The organism is Phyllobacterium trifolii (genome assembly GCF_014192095.1).
Classification (GTDB): Bacteria; Pseudomonadota; Alphaproteobacteria; order Rhizobiales; family Rhizobiaceae; genus Phyllobacterium; species Phyllobacterium trifolii.
Map to the genome: position 1 here is coordinate 303,733 of NZ_JACHXN010000002.1, position 20,765 is coordinate 324,497.

The following is a 20,765-nucleotide window of genomic DNA, read 5'->3' on the forward strand; positions in this document are numbered from 1 at the left end:
CAAATTCGCGCTATAGCGTGCGGCCATTATCCATAAAGACGTATTCATGAACGCTTCAGACCTGAGACTGGAACAGATCGTCAACCCGGCCAAGCTTCATCGCCAATTTGAAGAGTTGGTCACGTCAACGAACAAACTGGGCACTGCCACCGTCGAGCGAAACGACGTGTTGCAGCTTGTGAAACAGACGCTGATCGCGGGTCGCAAGTCGGCCGAAGACATGCTGATGAAGGATGCTAGCGGTACGCACTGTTCCATCCGGCTTTCTTATCTGATGGACCAGATTATTTCTGCGCTCTATGACTTCGCAATTACCCACGTATATCCCGCTGTGAACCCATCTACTGCGGAACGGATGACGGTTGTGGCGGTTGGCGGTTATGGTCGCGGGGGACTGGCCCCCGGTTCCGATATCGATCTGCTATTCTTGCTTCCTTACAAACAGACACCTTGGGGCGAGCAGGTCGTCGAGTATATTCTGTACATGCTGTGGGACGCCGGTCTCAAAGTCGGCCACGCGACCCGTAATCTGGATGAGTCCATCCGTCAGTCGCTGGGCGACATGACGATCCGCACCAGCATTCTGGAGGCCCGTTACCTTTGCGGGAATGAAGACCTTTTCGCAAAACTGGTGCAACGCTTTGATGCCGAGGTGGTCAAGGGTACCGGGCCGGCTTTCATCGAGGCCAAGCTTGCCGAACGTGACGCCCGTCACCGCAAGGCGGGCGAGACGCGGTATCTGGTGGAGCCGAACGTCAAGGAAGGCAAGGGCGGCCAGCGCGATCTGCATACGCTGTTCTGGATTGCAAAATATTATTACCGGGTGAAGACAAGTGATGAACTGGTCGACCTGGGGGTTCTTTCTCGTGCGGAACACAAGATCTTCCGTAAGGCGGAAGATCTGCTATGGGCCGTACGCTGCCATATGCATTTCTTGACAGGCAAAGCAGAGGAACGCCTTTCGTTCGATATCCAGGGTGAGATCGCCCGGCGGCTCGGCTACACCGCCCATCCTGGTCTGCGAGACGTCGAGCGGTTCATGAAACACTACTTCCTTATCGCCAAGGAGGTCGGTGATCTTACACGCATCATCTGCGCCGCTCTGGAAGAAGAGCAAGCCAAGCACGTTCCCGGTTTCAACCGGATTTTCCTCACCTTTTCGCGCCGCAAGCGAAAACTCCCGGGCACAAGTGATTTCGTCGTCGACAATCACCGCATCACCATTGCCAATGACGACGTCTTCCGGAAAGACCCAGTCAATATAATCCGCCTGTTTCGTCTGGCGGACCAGCATGGCCTGGAGTTCCACCCCGACGCCATGCAATTGGTGTCGCGTTCGCTGTCGCTGATCAAAGCTGATCTGCGGGAAAACCCCGAGGCAAACAGGCTTTTTCTGGAAGTGCTGACCTCGGAGCGCAACCCCGAGCTCATCCTGCGGCGAATGAATGAATCGGGCGTACTTGGCAAATTCATTCCCGATTTTGGCAAGGTCGTCGCGATGATGCAATTCAACATGTATCATCACTATACTGTTGATGAACATTTGTTGCGCTGTATAGCAGTCATGTCGGAAATCGACCACGGCGATCTTGGACAGGAACACCCTCTTGCCAATCAGATCATGCCCGGTTTGAAAAAAGACCGGCAGGTCCTCTACGTGGCGCTGCTCCTTCACGATATTGCCAAGGGAAGGCCGGAAGACCACTCCATTGCCGGCGCGAGGATCGCCCGGCGGATTTGCCCTCGTCTGGGCCTGTCACAGGCCGACACGGAAACCGTTGCCTGGCTCGTCGAACAGCATTTGACGATGAGTAGAGTGGCACAGTCTCGCGATCTGAACGACCGCAAGACGATCGAAGATTTTTCTGAGATTGTCCAAACCCTCGACCGAATGAAACTACTGCTGGTTCTGACTATCTGCGATATCAAAGCAGTCGGACCCGGGGTCTGGAATGGCTGGAAAGGCCAGTTGCTACGCAATCTCTTCTATGAAACGGAATTGATGCTGACTGGCGGATTTTCTGAAGTCTCCCGTAAGGACCGCACCGATCACGCCCGCACCCAGCTCGACAATGCGCTGTCATCGTGGCCGCAGATTGAGCGCCAGTCATACCTCGCATTGCACTATCAAAACTACTTGTTGACTGTCAGCCTCGAAGATCAGGTTCGCCACGCCAATTTCGTGCGCGAGACCGATGCCAGCGGCAAAGCACTCGCCACCATGGTAAAAACCCATGATTTCGAGGGTGTAACGGAGATCACCGTGCTCTCCCCCGACCATCCGCGTTTGCTTTCAATCATCGCGGGCGCTTGCGCCGGCGCCGGCGCCAACATCGTCGATGCGCAGATCTTCACGACCAGCGACGGGCGCGCACTTGATACGATCCTTATTAGCCGCGAATTCCCGACCGACGATGATGAACGGCGGCGCGCCATGCGCGTCGGCCGCCTGATCGAAGACGTGCTTTCCGGGAAGTCCTATCTGCCGGAAATGCTGGCAAGCCGCACCAAACCGAAGCGCGCGGTCAAAGCCTTCCGCATCACGCCGCGTGTCGAGATAAACAATACGCTGTCCAACAAATTCACGGTCATCGAAGTGGAAGGCCTGGACCGTCCCGGTGTTCTATCTGAGATAACCGGTACTATCTCTGATCTCTCACTCGATATTGCCTCTGCGCACGTGACGACCTTCGGTGAGAAGGTCATCGACGTGTTCTATGTCACCGATCTTGTCGGTCACCAGATCACCAATACGACACGCCAGAATCGTATCCGCAAGAAGCTGCTTGCGCTCTTTGGCGAAGGTGACATCACGACCGCCCAGCCGCAGCGGCAAAACATCCTCATGACGGCTGAATAGAGCCCTTTCTGACCATATTGACCTATTCTGACGGAGGCATGTTGTGACAAGATCAAGCAAAGACACGAAGACCCGCACTCTACATGCGGGCGAGTGGCTTAGCGCCGATATTGGCGCAACAGGTCCCGTCCCACTGGTCGAACCGCATTTCCGTGGAAATGCGGTTAATTCGACCAGCAGATATGACAGCTTGTTGGTTTGCAAGGCAAACCAACGGCTGGGTTTCCGGCTGACGGACACCCGCTTTGTCAGGCGGCTTCGTCCGATGAACCACATCGACCTTGCCACCTTCCGCGCAGATTGTCTCGTCATCCGGGAAACAGAATACGGCCAATATGGCCGGAAAGGGCTCTAAATGAGCTTGGTCAAGAAATTTGCAACGGTTGCGTCCGGCACGTTGATGAGCCGCGTGTTTGGTTTCACGCGCGAAATGCTGATGGCCTCTGCTTTGGGCACGGGTCCTGTAGCCGATGCTTTCAATGCTGCCTTCCGTTTTCCCAACACGTTCCGGCGGCTCTTCGCGGAAGGCGCGTTTAACTCTGCTTTCGTGCCCTTGTTCGCCAAGGAAATCGAAGCCAATGGGCTTGATGGAGCGCGCCGTTTTTCCGAAGAGGTATTCGGGGTCCTTTTTACCGTGCTGCTCGGCCTGACGATCCTGATGGAACTGTCAATGCCGCTGATCGTGCGCTTCGTCATAGCTCCGGGCTTCGTGGCTGACCCGATGAAGTTCGACAATACCGTATCGATGGCGATCATCATGTTCCCCTACCTCGCCTGCATGTCGCTCGCCGCTATGATGAGCGGGATGCTGAATTCATTGCATCGCTATTTCGCTGCGGCGATCGCTCCCGTTTTCCTGAATGTCATTCTCATCGGCGTGCTCGGCTATGCCTGGTGGAAGGGCCAAGACGGCAGGGCGGTAGGCTATGCACTGTCCTGGGGGGTTATGGTCTCCGGCGTGGTTCAGCTGGCCATTGTCTGGTTTGCGGTGCGCAATGCCGGCATTTCCATCGGATTTCGATTGCCCCATATAACCGCCAACGTCAAACGCCTGCTGATATTGGCCTTCCCCGCCGCCGTAACTGGCGGCATCACTCAAATCAATTTGTTGATCAACACGAACATCGCTTCAGCAAAATCTGGCGCCATCTCGTCTCTGGCCTATGCCGATCGCATCTATCAATTGCCGCTCGGTGTCGTCGGCATAGCAGTCGCGACGGTTCTCCTGCCCGAACTAGCGCGTGCGCTGCGCTCTGGAAATCTTAAGGAAGCCGGCAGCCTGCAGAACCGCTCGGTCGAATTCACACTGTTTCTTACGCTTCCTGCTGCTGCGGCGCTATTGGTGATGTCCGAACCGATCGTTCGGATGCTATACGAACGCGGCAATTTCTCCACCGCATCGACGCACACTGTCGGCAATATCCTCGCGATCTACGGGCTTGGCCTCCCGGCATTCGTCCTGATCAAAGCCTTCTTGCCGGGGTTTTTCGCCCGCGAAGATACGCGCACACCGATGATCTTTGCGGCCATTGCCGTCATCGTGAACGTCAGTCTCGCACTGACGCTATTTCCGATCATGGCAGAGACCGGTATCGCAACGGCCGAGATCGTCGCCGGGTGGACGAATGCAATTCTACTTTTCGTTACCCTCGTCTGGCGCGGACATTGGGGGCGCGACATTCCTTTGCTTACCCGCATCCCACGACTGATTGTTTCCGCAGGTCTCATGGGTCTTGCACTCTATTACGCAATTCGCTGGATGGGCCCGGCGCTCGAACCACATGCGCCACTGCATACGCAAGCCATCGCAGTCGTGTCTCTGGTCGGGTTATCGATGGTCCTCTACTTTGCGCTCGCTTTCGGTACAGGTGGTGCCAGCTTCGGCATGATCCGCCGGAATGTGAAACGGGGAACAAAGATGCCTGAGGACGCGTCGTGAGCCGGTTCATCGGCATGATCACACTTGTCGTGCGCGATTATGACGAGGCGATTGCCTGGTACACAAAGGTGCTCGGCTTTTCGCTTGTCAACGATACGGCGCTTTCCCAAACCAAACGTTGGGCTGTCGTTGCGCCAGGGAGTGATGGCGCCCGGCTATTGCTGGCAAAAGCGGATGACGACACGCAGAAAGCCAGCATCGGCAACCAGACCGGCGGCCGCGTCGCACTGTTTCTGCATACGGACGATTTCCCCGTGGACCACGCGAAGATGGTGGAGGCGGGCGTACATTTTCTTGAAGAGCCTCGCCATGAGCCCTATGGCAGCGTCGCGGTGTTTGAAGACCTCTATGGTAATAAATGGGATTTGCTGGAGCTCAAATGAAGGTTGGTATCGATAAGGCTTGAATAGAGCGTCTCCCTCTGCCAAAAGCTCGGTTTCATTGCTTTCGGAGCCTGCAAGCCCGATCCCCGAACGATCAAGGACGATTTTATGAGCACGTTTGAACCGCTCGTCTTTTCCGGTGTCCAGCCTACCGGCAACCTGCATCTTGGCAACTATCTCGGCGCGATCCGTCGCTGGGTTGCTTTGCAGGAAAGCAGCAAATGCATGTACTGTGTCGTGGACCAGCACGCGATTACCCCTCCGATCTCCGTCTGGGGCGGGCCGGCCGAACTCATGCGCAATACGCGTGAGGTCACGGCAGCCTTCCTTGCTTCTGGCATCGACGCAAAAAAGAACATCGTTTTCAACCAGAGCCGCGTGCACCAGCATGCGGAGCTGGCATGGGTTTTCAACTGCGTTGCCCGGATGGGTTGGCTCAACCGCATGACCCAGTTCAAGGACAAGGCTGGTAAGGACCGAGAAAATGCCTCCGTCGGCCTCTTCGCATACCCGAACCTGATGGCAGCGGACATTCTTGTCTACCGTGCGACGCACGTACCCGTCGGTGAAGATCAGAAGCAGCATCTGGAGCTGACGCGCGACATCGCCCAGAAGTTCAACACTGATTTTTCGGACCGGATCGCTGAACTCGGGCTTGGTGTTGAAACACAATCGGGTGATGAAACGATTTCCAGTTTCTTTCCGCTGACCGAACCGGTCATCGGCGGGCCAGCAGCACGCGTCATGAGCTTGCGCGATGGGACCAAGAAGATGTCAAAGTCCGATCCATCGGACCTCTCGCGCATCAACCTGACAGACGATGTGGATACGATCTCGAAAAAGATCCGGAAGGCCAAGACCGATTCAGAACCGTTGCCGTCCGAACTCGAAGGATTGAAGGATCGGCCGGAAGCTGACAATCTCGTCGGTATCTATGCCGCGTTGGTCGATAGCGATAAGGTCACCGTGATCCGCGATTTCGGCGGACAGCAATTCTCAACCTTCAAGCCTGCCCTTGCTGACCTCGCGGTAGAAAAGCTTGCGCCGATCGCTGCGGAAATGCGGCGAATTTCTGCCGACCCCGGCTTTGTCGATGCCGTCCTCAAAGATGGTGGTGAGCGGGCGAGCGTTCTTGCAGAGAAGACGATGCGCAATGTCCGTGATATTGTCGGATTTCTGCAGAACTAGACCGCGCCAGGGAAGGCCTTGCGGATGTTCAATGCTTAGGGCAGGTTGCGCACATGGTATCAAGACGTCTTAGCCGCGAAGCCGGCCACCGCCGCAAATTTCTGGCCGTCATTGACGAAACGCCGGAATGCGAGCGAGCTGTTGCCTATGCCTCGCGCCGGGCCAAGACGACCGGCGGTGTGCTCTTGCTGCTGTTCGTTATCGATTCAGCAGACTTTCAGCAGTTTCTTGGGGTTGAACAGATCATGCGTGCGGAAGCCCAGGAGCGGGCCAATTCGACGCTCAGCAAGTTTGCCGCCAGCGTCCGGGAAACGATAGGCATCGAGTCGGAACTTGCTGTTCGCGAAGGCATTACATCCGAAGAGATCCGGAAGCTCATCGAAGAAGATCAGGATATCGCAATCCTTGTCCTGGCGGCTGGTTCCGGCAAGGACGGACCTGGCCCGCTTGTTCAATCGCTGGCAGGGCGAGAATCCTTTTCCATTCCGGTCACGGTCGTGCCCTATAATCTATCGGACGAAGATGTTGACGCGATTACCTGATTTCCGTCGACCAAACGTGATATAATCCTGACTTGAAGAGAATGGTTTAAAGGCCTATATGGCTATTTGAATAGTTCTAAACTAGATACGCGAGATCCGCCATGTTCATCCAGACCGAAGCAACGCCCAATCCAGCGACCTTGAAGTTCTTGCCTGGAAAGGTGGTGCTTGAAGAAGGAACCGCCGATTTCCGCGACGCAGTAAGTGCTGGCGAATCTTCACAGCTTGCTGGCAAGATTTTTGGCGTCCCGGGCGTCACCGGCGTATTTTTCGGCTATGATTTTGTCACCGTCACCAAGAGCGAAGGCCCCGAGTGGCAACACCTGAAGCCTGCCATTCTAGGCGCGATCATGGAGCATTTCATGTCCGGCGCGCCGGTCATGGCCAATGTCAGCCAAATCGCTGACACCGCCCAGCGGGAGACCGATGGTGAATTCTTCGACAGCGCCGATACGGAAATCGTCGATACGATCAAGGAGCTTCTTGAAACCCGCGTCCGTCCCGCTGTGGCTCAGGACGGCGGCGATATCACATTCCGCGGTTATGAGAACGGCACAGTGTTCCTGCACATGAAGGGTGCATGCTCGGGCTGCCCATCGTCGACTGCGACCCTTAAGCACGGCATTCAGAACCTTTTGAAGCATTTCGTTCCGGAAGTTCAGCAAGTCGAGTCGATCTGAATTTTCAGTTTGGTGATTGAAAAGGCCGCTTTTGAGCGGCCTTTTTTATTGCTCTACTTCACCGCGCCAGGTCCTGGTATCGCACCGGGCGGGCATTTGCCGAGGATGATCATGCCGAGCACTTCGTCCTCGTTGACATCGCCAACCTTGGCGGTGCCAACCACCTGACCGTTTTTCATCACCGCCACCCGATCAGCGAGATGGAATACGTCATGGATATCGTGGCTGATGAGAAAGATACCGATGCCTTCACTCTTCAATTGCTTGATTAGTTCGCCGACCTGTGCGGTTTCCTGTGGTCCCAGCGCCGCAGTGGGCTCGTCCATGATCAGTATTCGGGCGTTGAACAAGATCGCACGTGCAATCGCCACGGATTGCCGCTGACCGCCCGAGAGTGCCTTGACGGGGTCCTTGAAGCGCTGAAACCGTGGATTGAGCCTACCCATGACTTCGCGCGCGCTGTGCTCCATCGCGACGTCATCGAGAGTACCCCAAGGTGTCATCAATTCTCGGCCGAGATAGAGATTGGCGGCTGTGTCCACATTGTCCGCCAGTGCCAGGGTTTGATAGATCGTCTCGATGCCATAGGCCTTGGCGTCACGCGGATTGTTGATTGCCGCTTCTTCCCCGTTGACCTTGATCGTACCATTGTCGCGCTTGTAGGCGCCCGACAGTATCTTGATCAAGGTCGATTTGCCGGCACCGTTGTGGCCGAGAAGAGCAACGACTTCACCCGGAAAAAGATCGATCGAAGCTCCATCAACTGCACGGATGCCACCAAAGGCAATAGAGATATCTTCCATGTCGATGAGAGGCGTGTGTGTGTTGATCATGATTTGTCCTCCCTCAAGCTGTACGGCGGCGATAGATTGTGTCCAGCCAGACGGCTACGACAAGAACCAGACCGACAACGATATTCTGCAATGGCGTATCGAGACCAAGCAAAACCATGCCTGTGCTTAGTGATTGCATCAGCACCGCACCGATCATGGCACCGGCAATGGTACCGACACCGCCAGCGAGGGACGTTCCACCGATAACAGCTGCGGCGATGGTCAGGAGTTCATCGAGGGTGCCTTGTGCATTGGTTGCCGCGTTGAGTCGAGCAGTGGAAATGGCGCCCGCAATAGCGCAGAGAATCCCCATAATGATGAAAATCTTCATCGTCACCCAGCGCGTATTGATACCGGCAAGGTCTGCCGCTTCCGGATTACCACCCATGGCGAAGACATAACGGCCGAAACGGGTGCGCGTCGACATGAACGTCATGATAAGGCCCGCCGCAACAGCAATCAGCACCGGAATTGCAATGCCGTGTGAGATTAACAGCCCGCCATCGGGAATTGTGATGTTGTTGGCTTCGGCATATTTACGGACGATACCGATCGGCCAGTAATATGCGTTGGCAATGGCGACTGCGCCGAGCACAAGAACGCACCCCACGGCGGCCATGAAGACTTCCGCCCATATCGGACGACGGGGAAAGTTGAAACGTTTACGCTGTCGCCGGCCGTTAATGATCATGCCGACGATGGCGACACAGGCAATGACGCCGACAATCCAGCTCCAGAATGCACCGATTGAACCCTCAGGGCCTCCGCCCATAAGACGGAATGTCGAGTCCATCGGCGCAACCGTGCGGCCTGAGGTAACCCACCATGCAGCACCACGCCATACCAGAAGGCCACCAAGCGTAACGATGAAAGCGGGCACGCCCAGGAATGCAATTATAAAGCCCTGAAAACCGCCGATGAGCGCGCCGGTGATGACGCCAACACCAAGTGCAATGATCCAAGTGGCCGGATGCTCGAAACCAATTAGCCTTGGCAGGAACTCGGCTTGCGTCACGCCCATGATCATACCGACAAAGCCGAGAATCGAGCCAACAGACAGATCAATGTTACGCGTAACTATGATCAGCACCATGCCTGTTGCCATGACAGCAATAGACGATGTCTGTACCGAAAGGTTCCAAAGATTGCGTGGCGTCAGAAACTGACCGTCGATGAAATTGTTCAGTGTCAGAAATTGCCCGTTGACCTTTGCACCAGTCATAAACTGGAAAACAAGCCAAATGACGACCATCGCTCCGATCATGCCGAGAAGGCGTGTGTCGAGCTCTGTCGCCTTGAAGAACCTGGCGACAATGCCGAGCTCCGAAGAGCGGGCCCGATCAAGACTGATGGCCGGATCACTCATTTTATTCTCCCAGTTCCATGTTCTTTTTAAAACGCCGCCGATCCAGTAGACCAGCGGCGTTCGATTTTAACAGATTTGAACGGTTTACTTGCAGGCTGGTACCGAACCCGCCTTCACGCCCTGACAGACCACGTCCTTCTTCACCCAGCCAGCGTCGATGACGACATCGAGGTTATCCTTGGTGACAGGAACCGGAGTGAGGAATACAGCGTTGACCTCAACCTTGTTGACGCCGCCAGCAAACTTCTGAACGTTCGGAATTTCTTCCATCTTCTTGCCGTCTGCTAGGGCCGAGGCGATGCCTGCAGCTTGCTTGCCAAGTTCACGGGAGTCCTTCCAGATCGTCACGGTCTGCGTGCCGAGTGCTACGCGGTTAAGTGCGGCGAAATCGGCATCCTGACCGGAAACGGGAACCGTGCCGGCAAGACCTTGAGCCTGCAGCGCTGCGATAGCACCGCCGGCTGTTCCATCGTTGGCAGCAACGACGGCATCGACCTTGTTGTCATTGGCAGTCAGAAACTGTTCCATGTTCTTCTGGGCGTTGGCAGGAAGCCAGCCATCCGTATAGGCTTCACCGACGTTCTTGATCTTGCCGGAGTCGATGGCCTCTTTCAGCACTTCCTGGGCGCCGGAGAAAAGGAAATCTGCGTTCGGATCAGCGGAGCTGCCCTTGATGAAGACGTAGTTGCCTTCAGGCTTCACAGCAAATACGCCACGCGCCTGCATGCGGCCGACTTCCTTGTTGTCGAACGTAATGTAGAACGCATCCTTGTTTTCGATCAGGCGGTCATAGCCTACGACCGGAATGCCTTCAGCAACGGCCTTCTCGACAGCAGGTCCGATGGCGCTTGAATCTTGCGCCAAAATGATAAGGGCATTGGCGCCTTGCGAAATCAGGCTTTCAACATCGGTCAACTGCTTGGAAGCAGAGGACTGTGCATCTGCCGAGATGTACTTGTCGCCATTGGCTTCCAGCGCTTTCTTGATCGCAGCTTCGTCTGTCTTCCAGCGTTCTTCCTGGAAATTCGACCACGATACACCGACGATCTTGTCCTTCGCCAGAACGGGGCCGGCAAATGATACAGCAAGGACAGCAGCCCCCGCCAATGCGGTTGCATATTTCTTCATGGTAACCCTCCCGGTGCATTTAGCACGTTGACTGAATGGATGCAGGCACTTTACCTCCGGCCAGCATCTCAAACCTCTTTAATTCGAGGCTCGAAAAAAATAGTGACTTAAAAGCATTTACGTGTCAACTTAGATTTTCGTAGCATGGCACACCGCGCCGCATGGGGTATTGTGGTGCACTGGAATCAGGTTTTTGGGAGGAAATCGTTTGTTCCTAGATGAGATTGCGCGTCCTGACGACGTCAGGCGGCAGAACCGACGGCTTGTGCTCGCTACGTTGCGGCGTCACGGACTACTTTCTCGCACAGACATCGTAGCGCAAACCGGCCTCAGTCCGTCTACCGTCTCAGCCATCACGACCGCGCTCATTTCGGAGGGAATTATAGCCGAAAGCCGCGACGGCGATATCATCGCCAATAGGCGTGGACGCCCTCAGGTGGCACTCACGCTGAACCCGGCGGTAGCGACGGTTGCAACCGTCGAACTCGCGCTCAATCTCGTCCATGCAGTTCTGTTCGACTACAAAGGCCAGATGATCGCCGAGGAATTCCACCGCGTTTCAACACTCGATGCAAAGTCGGATGATCTGATCCATTCCATATGCCTGATGCTTGACAATCTGCTCGAAAGCCGTCCGCCCAACGCAGGTCGGCTCATGCATATTTCGATGGGCGTGCAGGGCGTGACCGACGCGGCAAGAGCAACCATGCTGTGGTCGCCGATCACTCCGGATAGCAATATCTCTTTTGGAGATGCCCTCTCCAAGCGGTATGGTGTTGCAGTCGCTGTTGCCAATGACTGCAACATGATTGCCGAGGCGCTACGCTGGATTGATCCAGAGCACTACGCAGAGGACTTTGCGGCAATCCTCCTATCCCACGGGATCGGCATGGGCCTTTACCTTAAAGGCAAGCCCTTTCTCGGTGCTCACTCCTCCGCCGCGGAGTTCGGTCACATGTTGCATGTACCAAATGGCGCACTTTGCCGTTGCGGACGTCATGGGTGTATCGAAGCCTATGCCAGTGACTATGCCATTTTAAGGAGGACATCCGGTCAGGACGAGAAAGCCCAGCCGGCACAGGATGTCGACGCTGCAACCTATAATGAGATTGCCAACCGGGCGCGCACTCGCGACGGCGAAGAGCGCGCCGCTTTCCGCAAGGCAGGTCAGGCAATAGGTTCCGGTTTGCGGAGCCTGTATTCCCTGATCGACCCCATTCCGGTCGCATTGGTTGGATCGGGCGCAGCTGTTTTCGACCTCATCGAAGATGAACTGCGCGATATTGTTTCCAGCACCTCCGGCTGGGGGGCAGCGCAGGAGTTGAGCATACGTTGCTATCCGGATGAACATCCGCTCATCCTGCAAGGCTGTATGATGACTTCACTGCTTCACCTCGACACACAGGTTTTTGCCCCGGGCGACGCAGGTGATACGCCAATTAAACGGGCAATTTGAACAGAATTCAGGAGGAGAATCCATGTATCTTGGCCTTGATTTGGGCACGTCCGGCGTCAAGGCGCTGTTGATCGGCGAAGACCAATCGGTCATCGGATCCGGAACCGGGACGCTCGATATTTCACGACCGCATTCCGGCTGGTCGGAGCAGGATCCATCGCATTGGATCAAGGCCACCGAAGACGCAATTCAGGCGCTCAAAACCACGCACGCAAAGGAGCTCGCTGCGGTCAAAGGTATTGGCCTATCCGGCCAGATGCATGGCGCGACGCTGCTCGACAGCAATGACCAGGTACTTCGCCCCTGCATCCTGTGGAATGATACCCGCAGCCACAAGGAGGCTGCTGAACTCGACAGCGATCCGAAGTTTCGGGCGCTGAGCGGCAACATTGTTTTTCCGGGGTTTACCGCACCGAAGGTCGTTTGGGTCAGGAACAACGAGCCCGAGATCTTTGCCAAGCTGCGCCGCGTGCTGTTGCCAAAAGATTATTTGCGGTTGTGGCTCACCGGGGAACATGTGTCGGAAATGTCGGATGCTGCGGGAACGTCATGGCTCGATGTCGGCAAGCGCGCATGGTCGTCGGAGCTTCTCGCCGCAACCGGTCTCGATGTCAGCCACATGCCTTCGCTGGTCGAGGGGACCGAAGTCTCCGGTACCCTCAAGGCTGATCTCGCTTCGCGGTGGGGCATGGGCAGCAGCGTTGTGGTTGCGGGCGGAGCGGGCGACAATGCCGCTTCGGCCTGCGGCATGGGGACGGTCGGCGAAGGCCATGCCTTCGTCTCGCTGGGAACATCCGGCGTGATCTTTGCTGCCAATGGCTCCTATCTGCCAAATCCGGAGAGCGCTGTTCACACATTCTGCCATGCCCTGCCCGATACCTGGCACCAGATGGGTGTTATCCTGTCGGCGACCGATGCCCTGAATTGGTACGCTGGCATTACATCACGCAAACCTGCCGAACTTACCGGAGAACTCGGCGATGAGCTGCGTGCACCTTCCGGCGTGACATTCCTGCCCTATCTTTCCGGTGAACGTACGCCGCTGAACGATTCCGCAATTCGGGGTTCGTTTCAAGGGCTTGAGCATGCCAGCGACCGCGCGGTCCTCACACAGGCAGTCTTGGAGGGCGTGGCTTTCGCATTTCGCGATTGCCTCAACGCACTTGCGGCGGCGGGCACTAAACTCGATCGTGTTACCGCGGTCGGCGGCGGATCACGTTCGACCTATTGGCTTAAAGCCATCGCAACTGCGCTCAATATCCCCATCGACGTGCCGGCGGATGGCGATTTCGGCGCGGCTTTCGGCGCCGCGCGCCTCGGATTGATCGCTGCTGAAAAAGCCGATCCACGGGCGATTTGCGCCGCGCCAGCAACCGACTACACGATCGAACCGGAAGCCAGGCTCACCGGTGATTTCGACGCGGCGTACAATCGCTACCACAATCTCTACCCAGCATTAAAAGGAGTTCAATCATGAGCAGCGGATTTTTCGGCGACGTAAAACCAGTCAAGTACGAAGGGCCGGACAGCACCAATCCGCTCGCCTATCGCTTTTACAACCCTGACGAGATCGTTCTTGGCAAACGGCTTGAGGACCATTTGCGGTTTGCCGTCGCCTATTGGCATTCGTTCGTCTGGCCGGGCGGCGACCCGTTCGGCGGACAGACCTTCGAGCGTCCCTGGTTCAACGATACGATGGATGGGGCCAAGCTCAAGGCGGACGTGGCATTCGAAATGTTCTCGATCCTCGGCGCGCCCTACTTCTGCTTCCATGATGCGGACGTGCGCCCGGAAGGCGACAGCATCGCGGAAAGCGACAAGCGCCTGCATGAAATTGCTGATTATTTTGCGGCAAAGATGGAAAAGACCGGCACCAAGCTTCTGTGGGGCACCGCCAACCTCTTTTCCAACCGCCGCTACATGTCGGGCGCCGCGACCAATCCTGACCCGGAGGTCTTTGCCTATGCCGCCGCGACGGTGAAAACCTGTATCGATGTGACGCAAAAGCTGAAGGGCGAGAACTACGTTCTTTGGGGCGGACGCGAAGGCTACGAAACGCTGCTGAACACCGACATGAAGCGCGAACTCGACCAGATGGGCCGGTTTTTGAGCCTCGTTGTCGACTACAAGCACAAGATCGGTTTCAAGGGCGCGATCCTGATCGAACCGAAGCCACAGGAGCCAACCAAGCATCAGTATGACTACGATGCCGCGACGGTTTATGGTTTCCTCAAGCGTTTTGGCCTCGAGAAAGAGGTCAAGGTCAATCTGGAACAGGGCCACGCCATTCTCGCCGGGCATTCCTTCGAGCATGAAATCGCCACGGCGGCCGCGCTTGGCATTTTCGGTTCGATCGACATGAACCGCAATGATTACCAGTCCGGCTGGGATACGGATCAGTTCCCGAACAATGTCCCGGAAGTTGCGGTCGCCTATTACGAGATTCTCAAGGCTGGCGGCTTTACGTCTGGCGGCACGAACTTCGACGCCAAGCTGCGCCGCCAGTCGCTTGATCCGCAGGATTTGTTGGTCGCGCATATCGGCGGCATGGACACTTGCGCGCGGGGCCTCAAGGCTGCGGCGAAGATGGTCGAGGACAAGGTTTTGACCGGGTTTGTCGATGATCGCTATGCCGGCTGGTCGACACAGCAAGCGCAGGCCATGCTCTCTGGAAAGGTCTCGCTTGAAGAGATCGCAAAGCAAGTGAACGACAGAAACCTGCAACCGCAGCCGCGGTCCGGACGCCAGGAATATCTGGAAAACGTCGTCAATCGCTACGTTTGACGCTACTCGTGAAAGGAATAAGTTCTCAGCTGAGAACTTATTCCTTAGAGCTTTGGGAATAGAGCCGGCGAATCTTTGTGCGGGTTCACTCCGTTTTTGCGTGAAAACAAGCTATTCTTGCGCCAAATTCGCCAAAACTTATCCCGAATTTCGTGGCGAAACCGTGACTTTTTCGCGGCATTGCGCCGCAATTGGCGCCGGCCAAGCGCGCTCTAAACGTGCTGGCCGCCGTTGATATGGATCTCGGAACCCGTCACATATGATGACGATTCGGTGCACAGGAAGTAGATCGTTTCAGCCACCTCGGCCGTCTTACCCAGCCGCCGCAGCGGCAGATGTTCTATCATTTTGTCGGTGCCAGGAGACAAGATCGCCGTGTCGATTTCACCCGGTGCAATTGCATTGACGCGAATGCCATGCGGCCCGAAGTCTGACGCCATTTCGCGTGTAAGAGATGCCAGTGCCGCCTTGGACGTGGCATAGGCGGTGCCCGCGAAAGGATGGACGCGGCTGCCGGCAATCGATGTCACGTTCACCACAGATCCCTGCGCCGCCTCAAGTTCGGCAAAAAGCCCCCGCGCCAGCATGATAGGCGCGAAGAAATTTACCTGGAATACGCTCATCCATGTCTGCATGGGGGTCTCGATGGAATCGAGACGGGCACCCGAACTGTTCTTCGGTGAAATACCGGCATTGTTGACCAGCGCATTGAGCTTGCCGCCCTCCACCGCGAGCCTCTGCCGGATTTCAGACACCGCATGATCGACATCGGCGGGGTCTGCAAGATCGACTTTTATGTGATCGTCGGGGCCAGCCGGCCAGGGGCAATTATCGTCGAAGCTTTGGCGGGAACAGGTGATGACTCGCCAACCGGCGCGCGAGAAGCGTTTTACAGTGGCGTGGCCGATACCGCGGCTCGCGCCCGTCAGGACAAGTACCTTGCGTGGTTCTTCGTTGGTCATGGGAATACTCCGTTGCACCAGCAATAGCTTATCGCACTGCAAAATTCGAGGCATATCATGTCGCAACGATTGATCCGCCCGGGCGAAGCCAATATCGTGGCGCGCAGATCAAGGGGGGAAGCATGAACGGATATGTTCTGGCCATCGACCAGGGAACGACGTCGAGCCGCGCTATTGTTTTCGACAAGAACCGCAAGGTTGCGGGCAAGAGCCAGCAGGAATTCACACAGATTTATCCGCAATCTGGCTGGGTGGAGCATGATCCGGAAGAAATCTGGCGGTCTGTACTCAAAACCTGCGAAGTGGCGATCGAGAACGCCAAGATAGAGGCTGGCGACGTTGCGGCTATCGGCATCACCAATCAGCGCGAGACGGTCATCGTCTGGGACAAGGAGACCGGCAAACCAATTCACAATGCCATCGTCTGGCAAGACAGGCGCACGGCATCGCTTTGCCAGAAGCTGAAAAAGCAGGGCCTCGAAAAGACGTTCACGAAGAAGACAGGCCTGCTGCTCGATCCGTATTTTTCCGGCACCAAGCTCTCTTGGATCCTCGACAAGGTGCCCGGTGCCCGCAAACGTGCGGCAAATGGCGAGCTCCTCTTCGGCACAGTCGACAGTTTCCTCATCTGGCGGCTGACCGGCGGCAAGGTGCATGCAACCGACGCTACAAATGCTTCGCGCACGTTGATCTTCAACATAGCGACGAATGAATGGGACAATGAGCTCCTCGAGATTCTCCGCATTCCTCGCGCCATGCTGCCGGAGGTAAAAGACTGCGCGGCAAATTACGGCGCCGCCGAAGCTGACATTTTCGGCGCTTCAATTCCCATTCTTGGCGTGGCCGGTGACCAGCACGCGGCGACTATCGGGCAAGCCTGTTTCGAGCCGGGCATGTTCAAATCCACCTATGGAACCGGATGCTTTGCCGTTCTCAACACAGGCAGCGATATGGTGCTGTCGAAGAACCGGCTGCTGACGACAATTGCCTACCGCCTCAATGGCAAGACGACTTATGCCCTGGAAGGCTCGATCTTCATTGCCGGCGCCGCCGTACAATGGCTGCGCGACGGGTTGAAAATCATCGGCTCGGCGCCCGAAACCGGCAAACTCGCCGACCAGGCCGATCCAAGCCAGAACGTCTATCTTGTTCCGGCCTTCGTCGGCCTTGGCGCGCCGCACTGGGATGCCGAGGCACGCGGCGCGATTTACGGCCTTACCCGCAACACCGGTCCGGCGGAATTTGCCCGCGCCGCTCTCGAATCGGTTGCCTATCAGACGCGAGATCTGCTCGATGCGATGCGCAAGGACTGGAAGTCATCCGGTACGAAGACCGTTCTGCGTGTCGATGGCGGTATGGTCGCTTCCGACTGGACAATGCAACGTCTCGCCGACATTCTCGATGCGCCGGTGGATCGTCCGACGATTCTCGAAACGACAGCACTCGGAGCCGCATGGCTGGCGGGCTCGAAGGCGGGCATCTGGCCGGGTAAGCGCGATTTCGCCAAAACCTGGGAACGCGACATACGGTTTGTGCCGAAGATGGACGACAAGACGCGCAAGGCGAAAATCGCCGGGTGGCGGGCGGCGGTGAAACGGACTTTGACGAGTTAGCGAGATTGATGGAATGGCTCGACTCTTAACCCTCCCCCTTGTGGGGAGGGAGGCTGCGCAGCAGCAGGGAGGGGCATTTTAAACAACCTCGCACTGCCCATTCCATATAATTAGAAAGACCCCTCCCCGTCGCTTCGCTCCGTCCCTCCCCACAAGGGGGAGGGTAAGGGGGCGACGTTGGCGCTACGCATATAAATCCAAATCAATTGCCCATGATCAGATCGAACAGCGTCGTCTTGCGGCCCTTGTGGCCAACCTCGCCGGGAGGCACGGGCCGGGTTGAGCCGGTTTGATCACCGAGATCCGCAGGAGGAACCGGGCCGACCGGATCGAGTTGCGCGGAAGGCACGCCCTCGGCAGCCGGCACGGTTGGATCAACCCCGGAAGAGGGCAAGATATCGTTGCCGTCATTGACTTGCTGATGCAGCTGATAATCACCCGGCAACTGCGCCACCGGCACGCCCTTGTGTGCAGCGACCATGAAGTCTTTCCATGCGATGGCTGGCAGCGAGCCGCCGGTGATCTTCTTCGTCGGCTTGCCGTCATCATTGCCGAACCAGACGCCGGTCGTCAGGTTCGCTGTATAGCCGATGAACCAGGCATCGCGGAAGTTCTGGCTGGTGCCGGTCTTGCCCGCTGCCGGCCAGCCGAATTTGGCTTTCGTCGCCGTGCCCGTATCGACTGTCTGGCGCAGCATGGCATTCATCATACCGACGTTGCGCGGATCGATGACACGGTCTGTAGCGGTGTTCTTGTGCTGGTAGAGGACCTTGCCTTCATTGGTCGTCACGCGGCGGATGATATAGGGCGGCGCCCTATAGCCGCCATTGGCAAACGGCACGAAAGAGTCGGTCAGTTCCAGAAGCGTGACTTCCGACGTTCCAAGTGCCAGTGAAGCATTTGCCGTAAGGTTCGATTCGATGCCGAGGCGATGGGCTGTCGACACGACTGTCGTCGGGCCGACTTCCATCACGAGCTGCGCCGAAACCGAATTCAGCGAGCGCGCCAGGGCTTCAGCCAGGGTGACTTTGCCGAAATATTTGCCGTTGAAGTTGCCGGGCGTCCAGTTGCCGATGCGAATGGGCGCATCGTTGCGTACGGATTCGGGTGTGAACCCTTGCTCGAGCGCGGACAGATAGACAAACGGCTTGAACGCCGAGCCTGGTTGACGCTTGGCCTCGCTGGCACGATCGAACTGGCTATTGGCATAATCGTAACCACCGACCAGCGCCCGCACCGCACCGGTGCCATCCACCGAAACCAGGGCGCCCTGCGAGACATTGAGTTTCTCGCCATTTTTGCTGATCAGATCGCGGATCGACGCCTCGCCGAGCTTTTGCAGCCCGAGATCGACAGTGGTGTCGACGATCACATCGCTACGCACATCGCCGATCAGATCCGGCAAGTCTTCCATGACACGATCGGCGACATATTGCTCCGAACCGCTCCAATAGGAGGCGGCGCGGGTTGCCGGCTGTTTCATGGCGAAGTTGAGTTCCTTGTCGCCGATCATGCCCTGTTCGCGCATTGCCGCGAGCACAAGCTGCGACCGTTCACGCGCGGCTTTCGGATCACGCGCAGGCGACAGGCGCGATGGTGCCTTCAACAGCCCGGCAATCAATGCGGCTTCCGGCAAGGTCACTTCCTTGGCCGATTTGTTGAAATAACGCCGGGAGGCTGCGGCAACGCCATAGGAACCGGAGCCGAGATAGACCCGGTTCAGATACATTTCGAGAATTTGGTCCTTGGTGTATTTCTGCTCGAGCCAGAGGGCGAGCATGACTTCCTGCACCTTGCGTTCGATGGTGCGGTCCGGTGTGAGGAAGAGGTTCTTGGCCAGCTGCTGGGTGATGGTCGAGCCGCCCTGAACAAGCCGGCCGGACATGACATTGGCAACCATCGCACGGGTGAAGCCGATCGGATCGACGCCGAAATGCGAATAGAACCGGCGATCCTCGATGGCGACAACGGCTTCCGGCAGATAGGGCGACATATCATGCAGACTGATCGCCTCGCCGCCCGAAGCGCCGCGGTTGGCGATCAGATCACCCTCGACCGAAACGATCTTGACGTTGGGCGGACGATCGGGAATGGCCCATGTGGTCGTCTGCGGCATCTTCGCGGCAAAGTAAATGACGGTGCCCGCCAAGGCTATACCGCTCCAGATGCACAGAACGAATGACCAGTAGACCAGACGGCGCAGCGCACCGAAAACCCCGCCGCTGCTGCGGGCGCGACGCGATCTGCTTCGTTGCGATTTCGCCGGTTTACGTGCCGTCTTGCGTTTTGCCACAGGCCTGTCCTCCGGATCTGCGCGCAAATCATCGCCCGAACGGCGGTCCGTACCGAACCCCGGCTCAATGCGCTGTCTGCCCTTGTCGCGTGATGCCATTGATGAGAAGTCCCGCCCCGATGAGCCCGAATAGTTGCAAGCGCCCCGTTGCAGGGTAAATGCGGCGATTTAAGGTGCGGTTAAGACCCGATCCGCGATTTGGATCGAGGACTATCGCGATTGAGAAACCGGCCAACCAGCGCTAGGGTCGACGGAGCAATCTCACGGAGTACATTATGCGTTTTGTCGTTTTAGCAGGTTTGGTGGCGATTTTGAGCGGTTGTGGCGGTGGCGCGTTCCAGAGGCTTAGTCCCAACCCTGACGCGGAAGCGCAGTATCGCCTCGGCGGCTGTCAGCTTCGGGGACATGGCGTTTGCAAGGACCTGCAGGAGTTCTCCGTTCCAAGCCAATAAATGCAATAATTTCGGGGATTTTGCATAAAAATTATCGCGCGCGTAAAATATTATTTTGCGGCCCTTGAAAACTTGCCCGGGTGGTTCTACTTTAATCCTTGCGTAACGAGTGGTTCTCCTCCCATTTTCACTCGTTGCGTGTTCCCCTCTGGACGCTTTAGCGTTCACAATTCGCCGGGCTTCTGCCCGGCTTTTTTGTTTCTTCGATTTCGACCTGTTATCACCCGAATTTTACTTTCCCTTCTCAATTTTCGCGTATCAAAGGGAAACGGGTTCTGGGGTACAA

16 protein-coding genes are annotated in these 20,765 nt (G+C 56.7%); 11 read left to right on the forward strand and 5 right to left on the reverse strand.

From position 1 onward, the window contains the following. Positions 1–46 precede the first annotated feature (46 nt). From FHS21_RS04440 to FHS21_RS04470, 7 genes are all read left to right on the forward strand, one after another. Complete coding sequence (locus tag FHS21_RS04440) at positions 47–2,860, forward strand: [protein-PII] uridylyltransferase (RefSeq protein ID WP_112525539.1); 2,814 nt, start codon at positions 47–49, stop codon at positions 2,858–2,860. Between the two features lie 43 nt (positions 2,861–2,903). Then, complete coding sequence (locus tag FHS21_RS04445) at positions 2,904–3,215, forward strand: hypothetical protein (RefSeq protein WP_112525541.1); 312 nt, start codon at positions 2,904–2,906, stop codon at positions 3,213–3,215. Continuing rightward, on the forward strand, positions 3,216–4,799 hold the full coding sequence (gene murJ, locus FHS21_RS04450; protein WP_112525543.1) for a murein biosynthesis integral membrane protein MurJ: 1,584 nt from the start codon (positions 3,216–3,218) through the stop codon (positions 4,797–4,799). A gap of 14 nt (positions 4,800–4,813) precedes the next feature. Further along, complete coding sequence (locus FHS21_RS04455; protein ID WP_112525761.1) at positions 4,814–5,182, forward strand: VOC family protein; 369 nt, start codon at positions 4,814–4,816, stop codon at positions 5,180–5,182. A 108-nt stretch (positions 5,183–5,290) separates the two neighbouring features. After that, positions 5,291–6,370, forward strand: coding sequence for a tryptophan--tRNA ligase (gene trpS / locus FHS21_RS04460; RefSeq protein WP_112525545.1), 1,080 nt, complete (start codon positions 5,291–5,293; stop codon positions 6,368–6,370). Positions 6,371–6,423: 53 nt separating this feature from the next. After that, a complete protein-coding gene (locus tag FHS21_RS04465; RefSeq protein WP_112525547.1) occupies positions 6,424–6,912 on the forward strand; it encodes a universal stress protein in 489 nt (162 codons plus the stop codon). A 101-nt stretch (positions 6,913–7,013) separates the two neighbouring features. After that, positions 7,014–7,592, forward strand: a complete 579-nt coding sequence (locus FHS21_RS04470; RefSeq protein WP_112525549.1) for a NifU family protein — start codon at positions 7,014–7,016, stop codon at positions 7,590–7,592. 53 nt (positions 7,593–7,645) lie between these two features. Here the strand turns inward: FHS21_RS04470 and FHS21_RS04475 are convergent, their stop codons facing one another. The 3 genes from FHS21_RS04475 to xylF all read right to left on the reverse strand — a co-directional run bounded on the left by FHS21_RS04475 (position 7,646) and on the right by xylF (position 10,919). Next, entirely contained in the window at positions 7,646–8,425 is a 780-nt protein-coding gene (locus FHS21_RS04475; RefSeq protein ID WP_112525551.1) for an ATP-binding cassette domain-containing protein, read from the reverse strand. A 13-nt stretch (positions 8,426–8,438) separates the two neighbouring features. Then, complete coding sequence (locus tag FHS21_RS04480; RefSeq protein ID WP_112525553.1) at positions 8,439–9,791, reverse strand: sugar ABC transporter permease; 1,353 nt, start codon at positions 9,789–9,791, stop codon at positions 8,439–8,441. 84 nt (positions 9,792–9,875) lie between these two features. Next, complete coding sequence (gene xylF, locus FHS21_RS04485; protein ID WP_112525555.1) at positions 9,876–10,919, reverse strand: D-xylose ABC transporter substrate-binding protein; 1,044 nt, start codon at positions 10,917–10,919, stop codon at positions 9,876–9,878. Positions 10,920–11,127: 208 nt separating this feature from the next. Between xylF and FHS21_RS04490 the strand changes: the two genes are divergently transcribed. From FHS21_RS04490 to xylA, 3 genes are read left to right on the forward strand one after another with little or no spacing between them, the layout of a single operon-like run. After that, on the forward strand, positions 11,128–12,375 hold the full coding sequence (locus FHS21_RS04490; protein WP_112525557.1) for an ROK family transcriptional regulator: 1,248 nt from the start codon (positions 11,128–11,130) through the stop codon (positions 12,373–12,375). Between the two features lie 22 nt (positions 12,376–12,397). Then, the gene (gene xylB, locus FHS21_RS04495) at positions 12,398–13,852 is read left to right on the forward strand and encodes a xylulokinase (protein ID WP_112525559.1); all 1,455 of its coding nucleotides are present in this window, start codon (positions 12,398–12,400) and stop codon (positions 13,850–13,852) included. Next, on the forward strand, positions 13,849–15,159 hold the full coding sequence (gene xylA, locus FHS21_RS04500) for a xylose isomerase (RefSeq protein ID WP_112525561.1): 1,311 nt from the start codon (positions 13,849–13,851) through the stop codon (positions 15,157–15,159). The genes xylB and xylA overlap by 4 nt, the downstream gene beginning before the upstream one ends. A 212-nt stretch (positions 15,160–15,371) precedes the next feature. On the opposite strand, the gene FHS21_RS04505 is transcribed toward xylA, so the two are convergent. Then, positions 15,372–16,175 carry an SDR family NAD(P)-dependent oxidoreductase gene (locus FHS21_RS04505; RefSeq protein ID WP_183661034.1) on the reverse strand — a complete coding sequence of 268 codons (804 nt, stop codon included), beginning with the start codon at positions 16,173–16,175 and terminating at the stop codon, positions 15,372–15,374. Positions 16,176–16,243: 68 nt separating this feature from the next. On the opposite strand from FHS21_RS04505, the gene glpK reads away from it, so the two are divergent. Beyond that, entirely contained in the window at positions 16,244–17,734 is a 1,491-nt protein-coding gene (gene glpK, locus FHS21_RS04510; RefSeq protein WP_112525565.1) for a glycerol kinase GlpK, read from the forward strand. 202 nt (positions 17,735–17,936) lie between these two features. Here glpK and FHS21_RS04515 read toward each other — a convergent pair whose 3' ends face one another. Next, positions 17,937–20,126: a transglycosylase domain-containing protein gene (locus tag FHS21_RS04515; RefSeq protein WP_112525567.1), complete on the reverse strand. Its 2,190-nt coding sequence runs from the start codon at positions 20,124–20,126 to the stop codon at positions 17,937–17,939. Between the last annotated feature and the right edge of the window lie 639 nt (positions 20,127–20,765).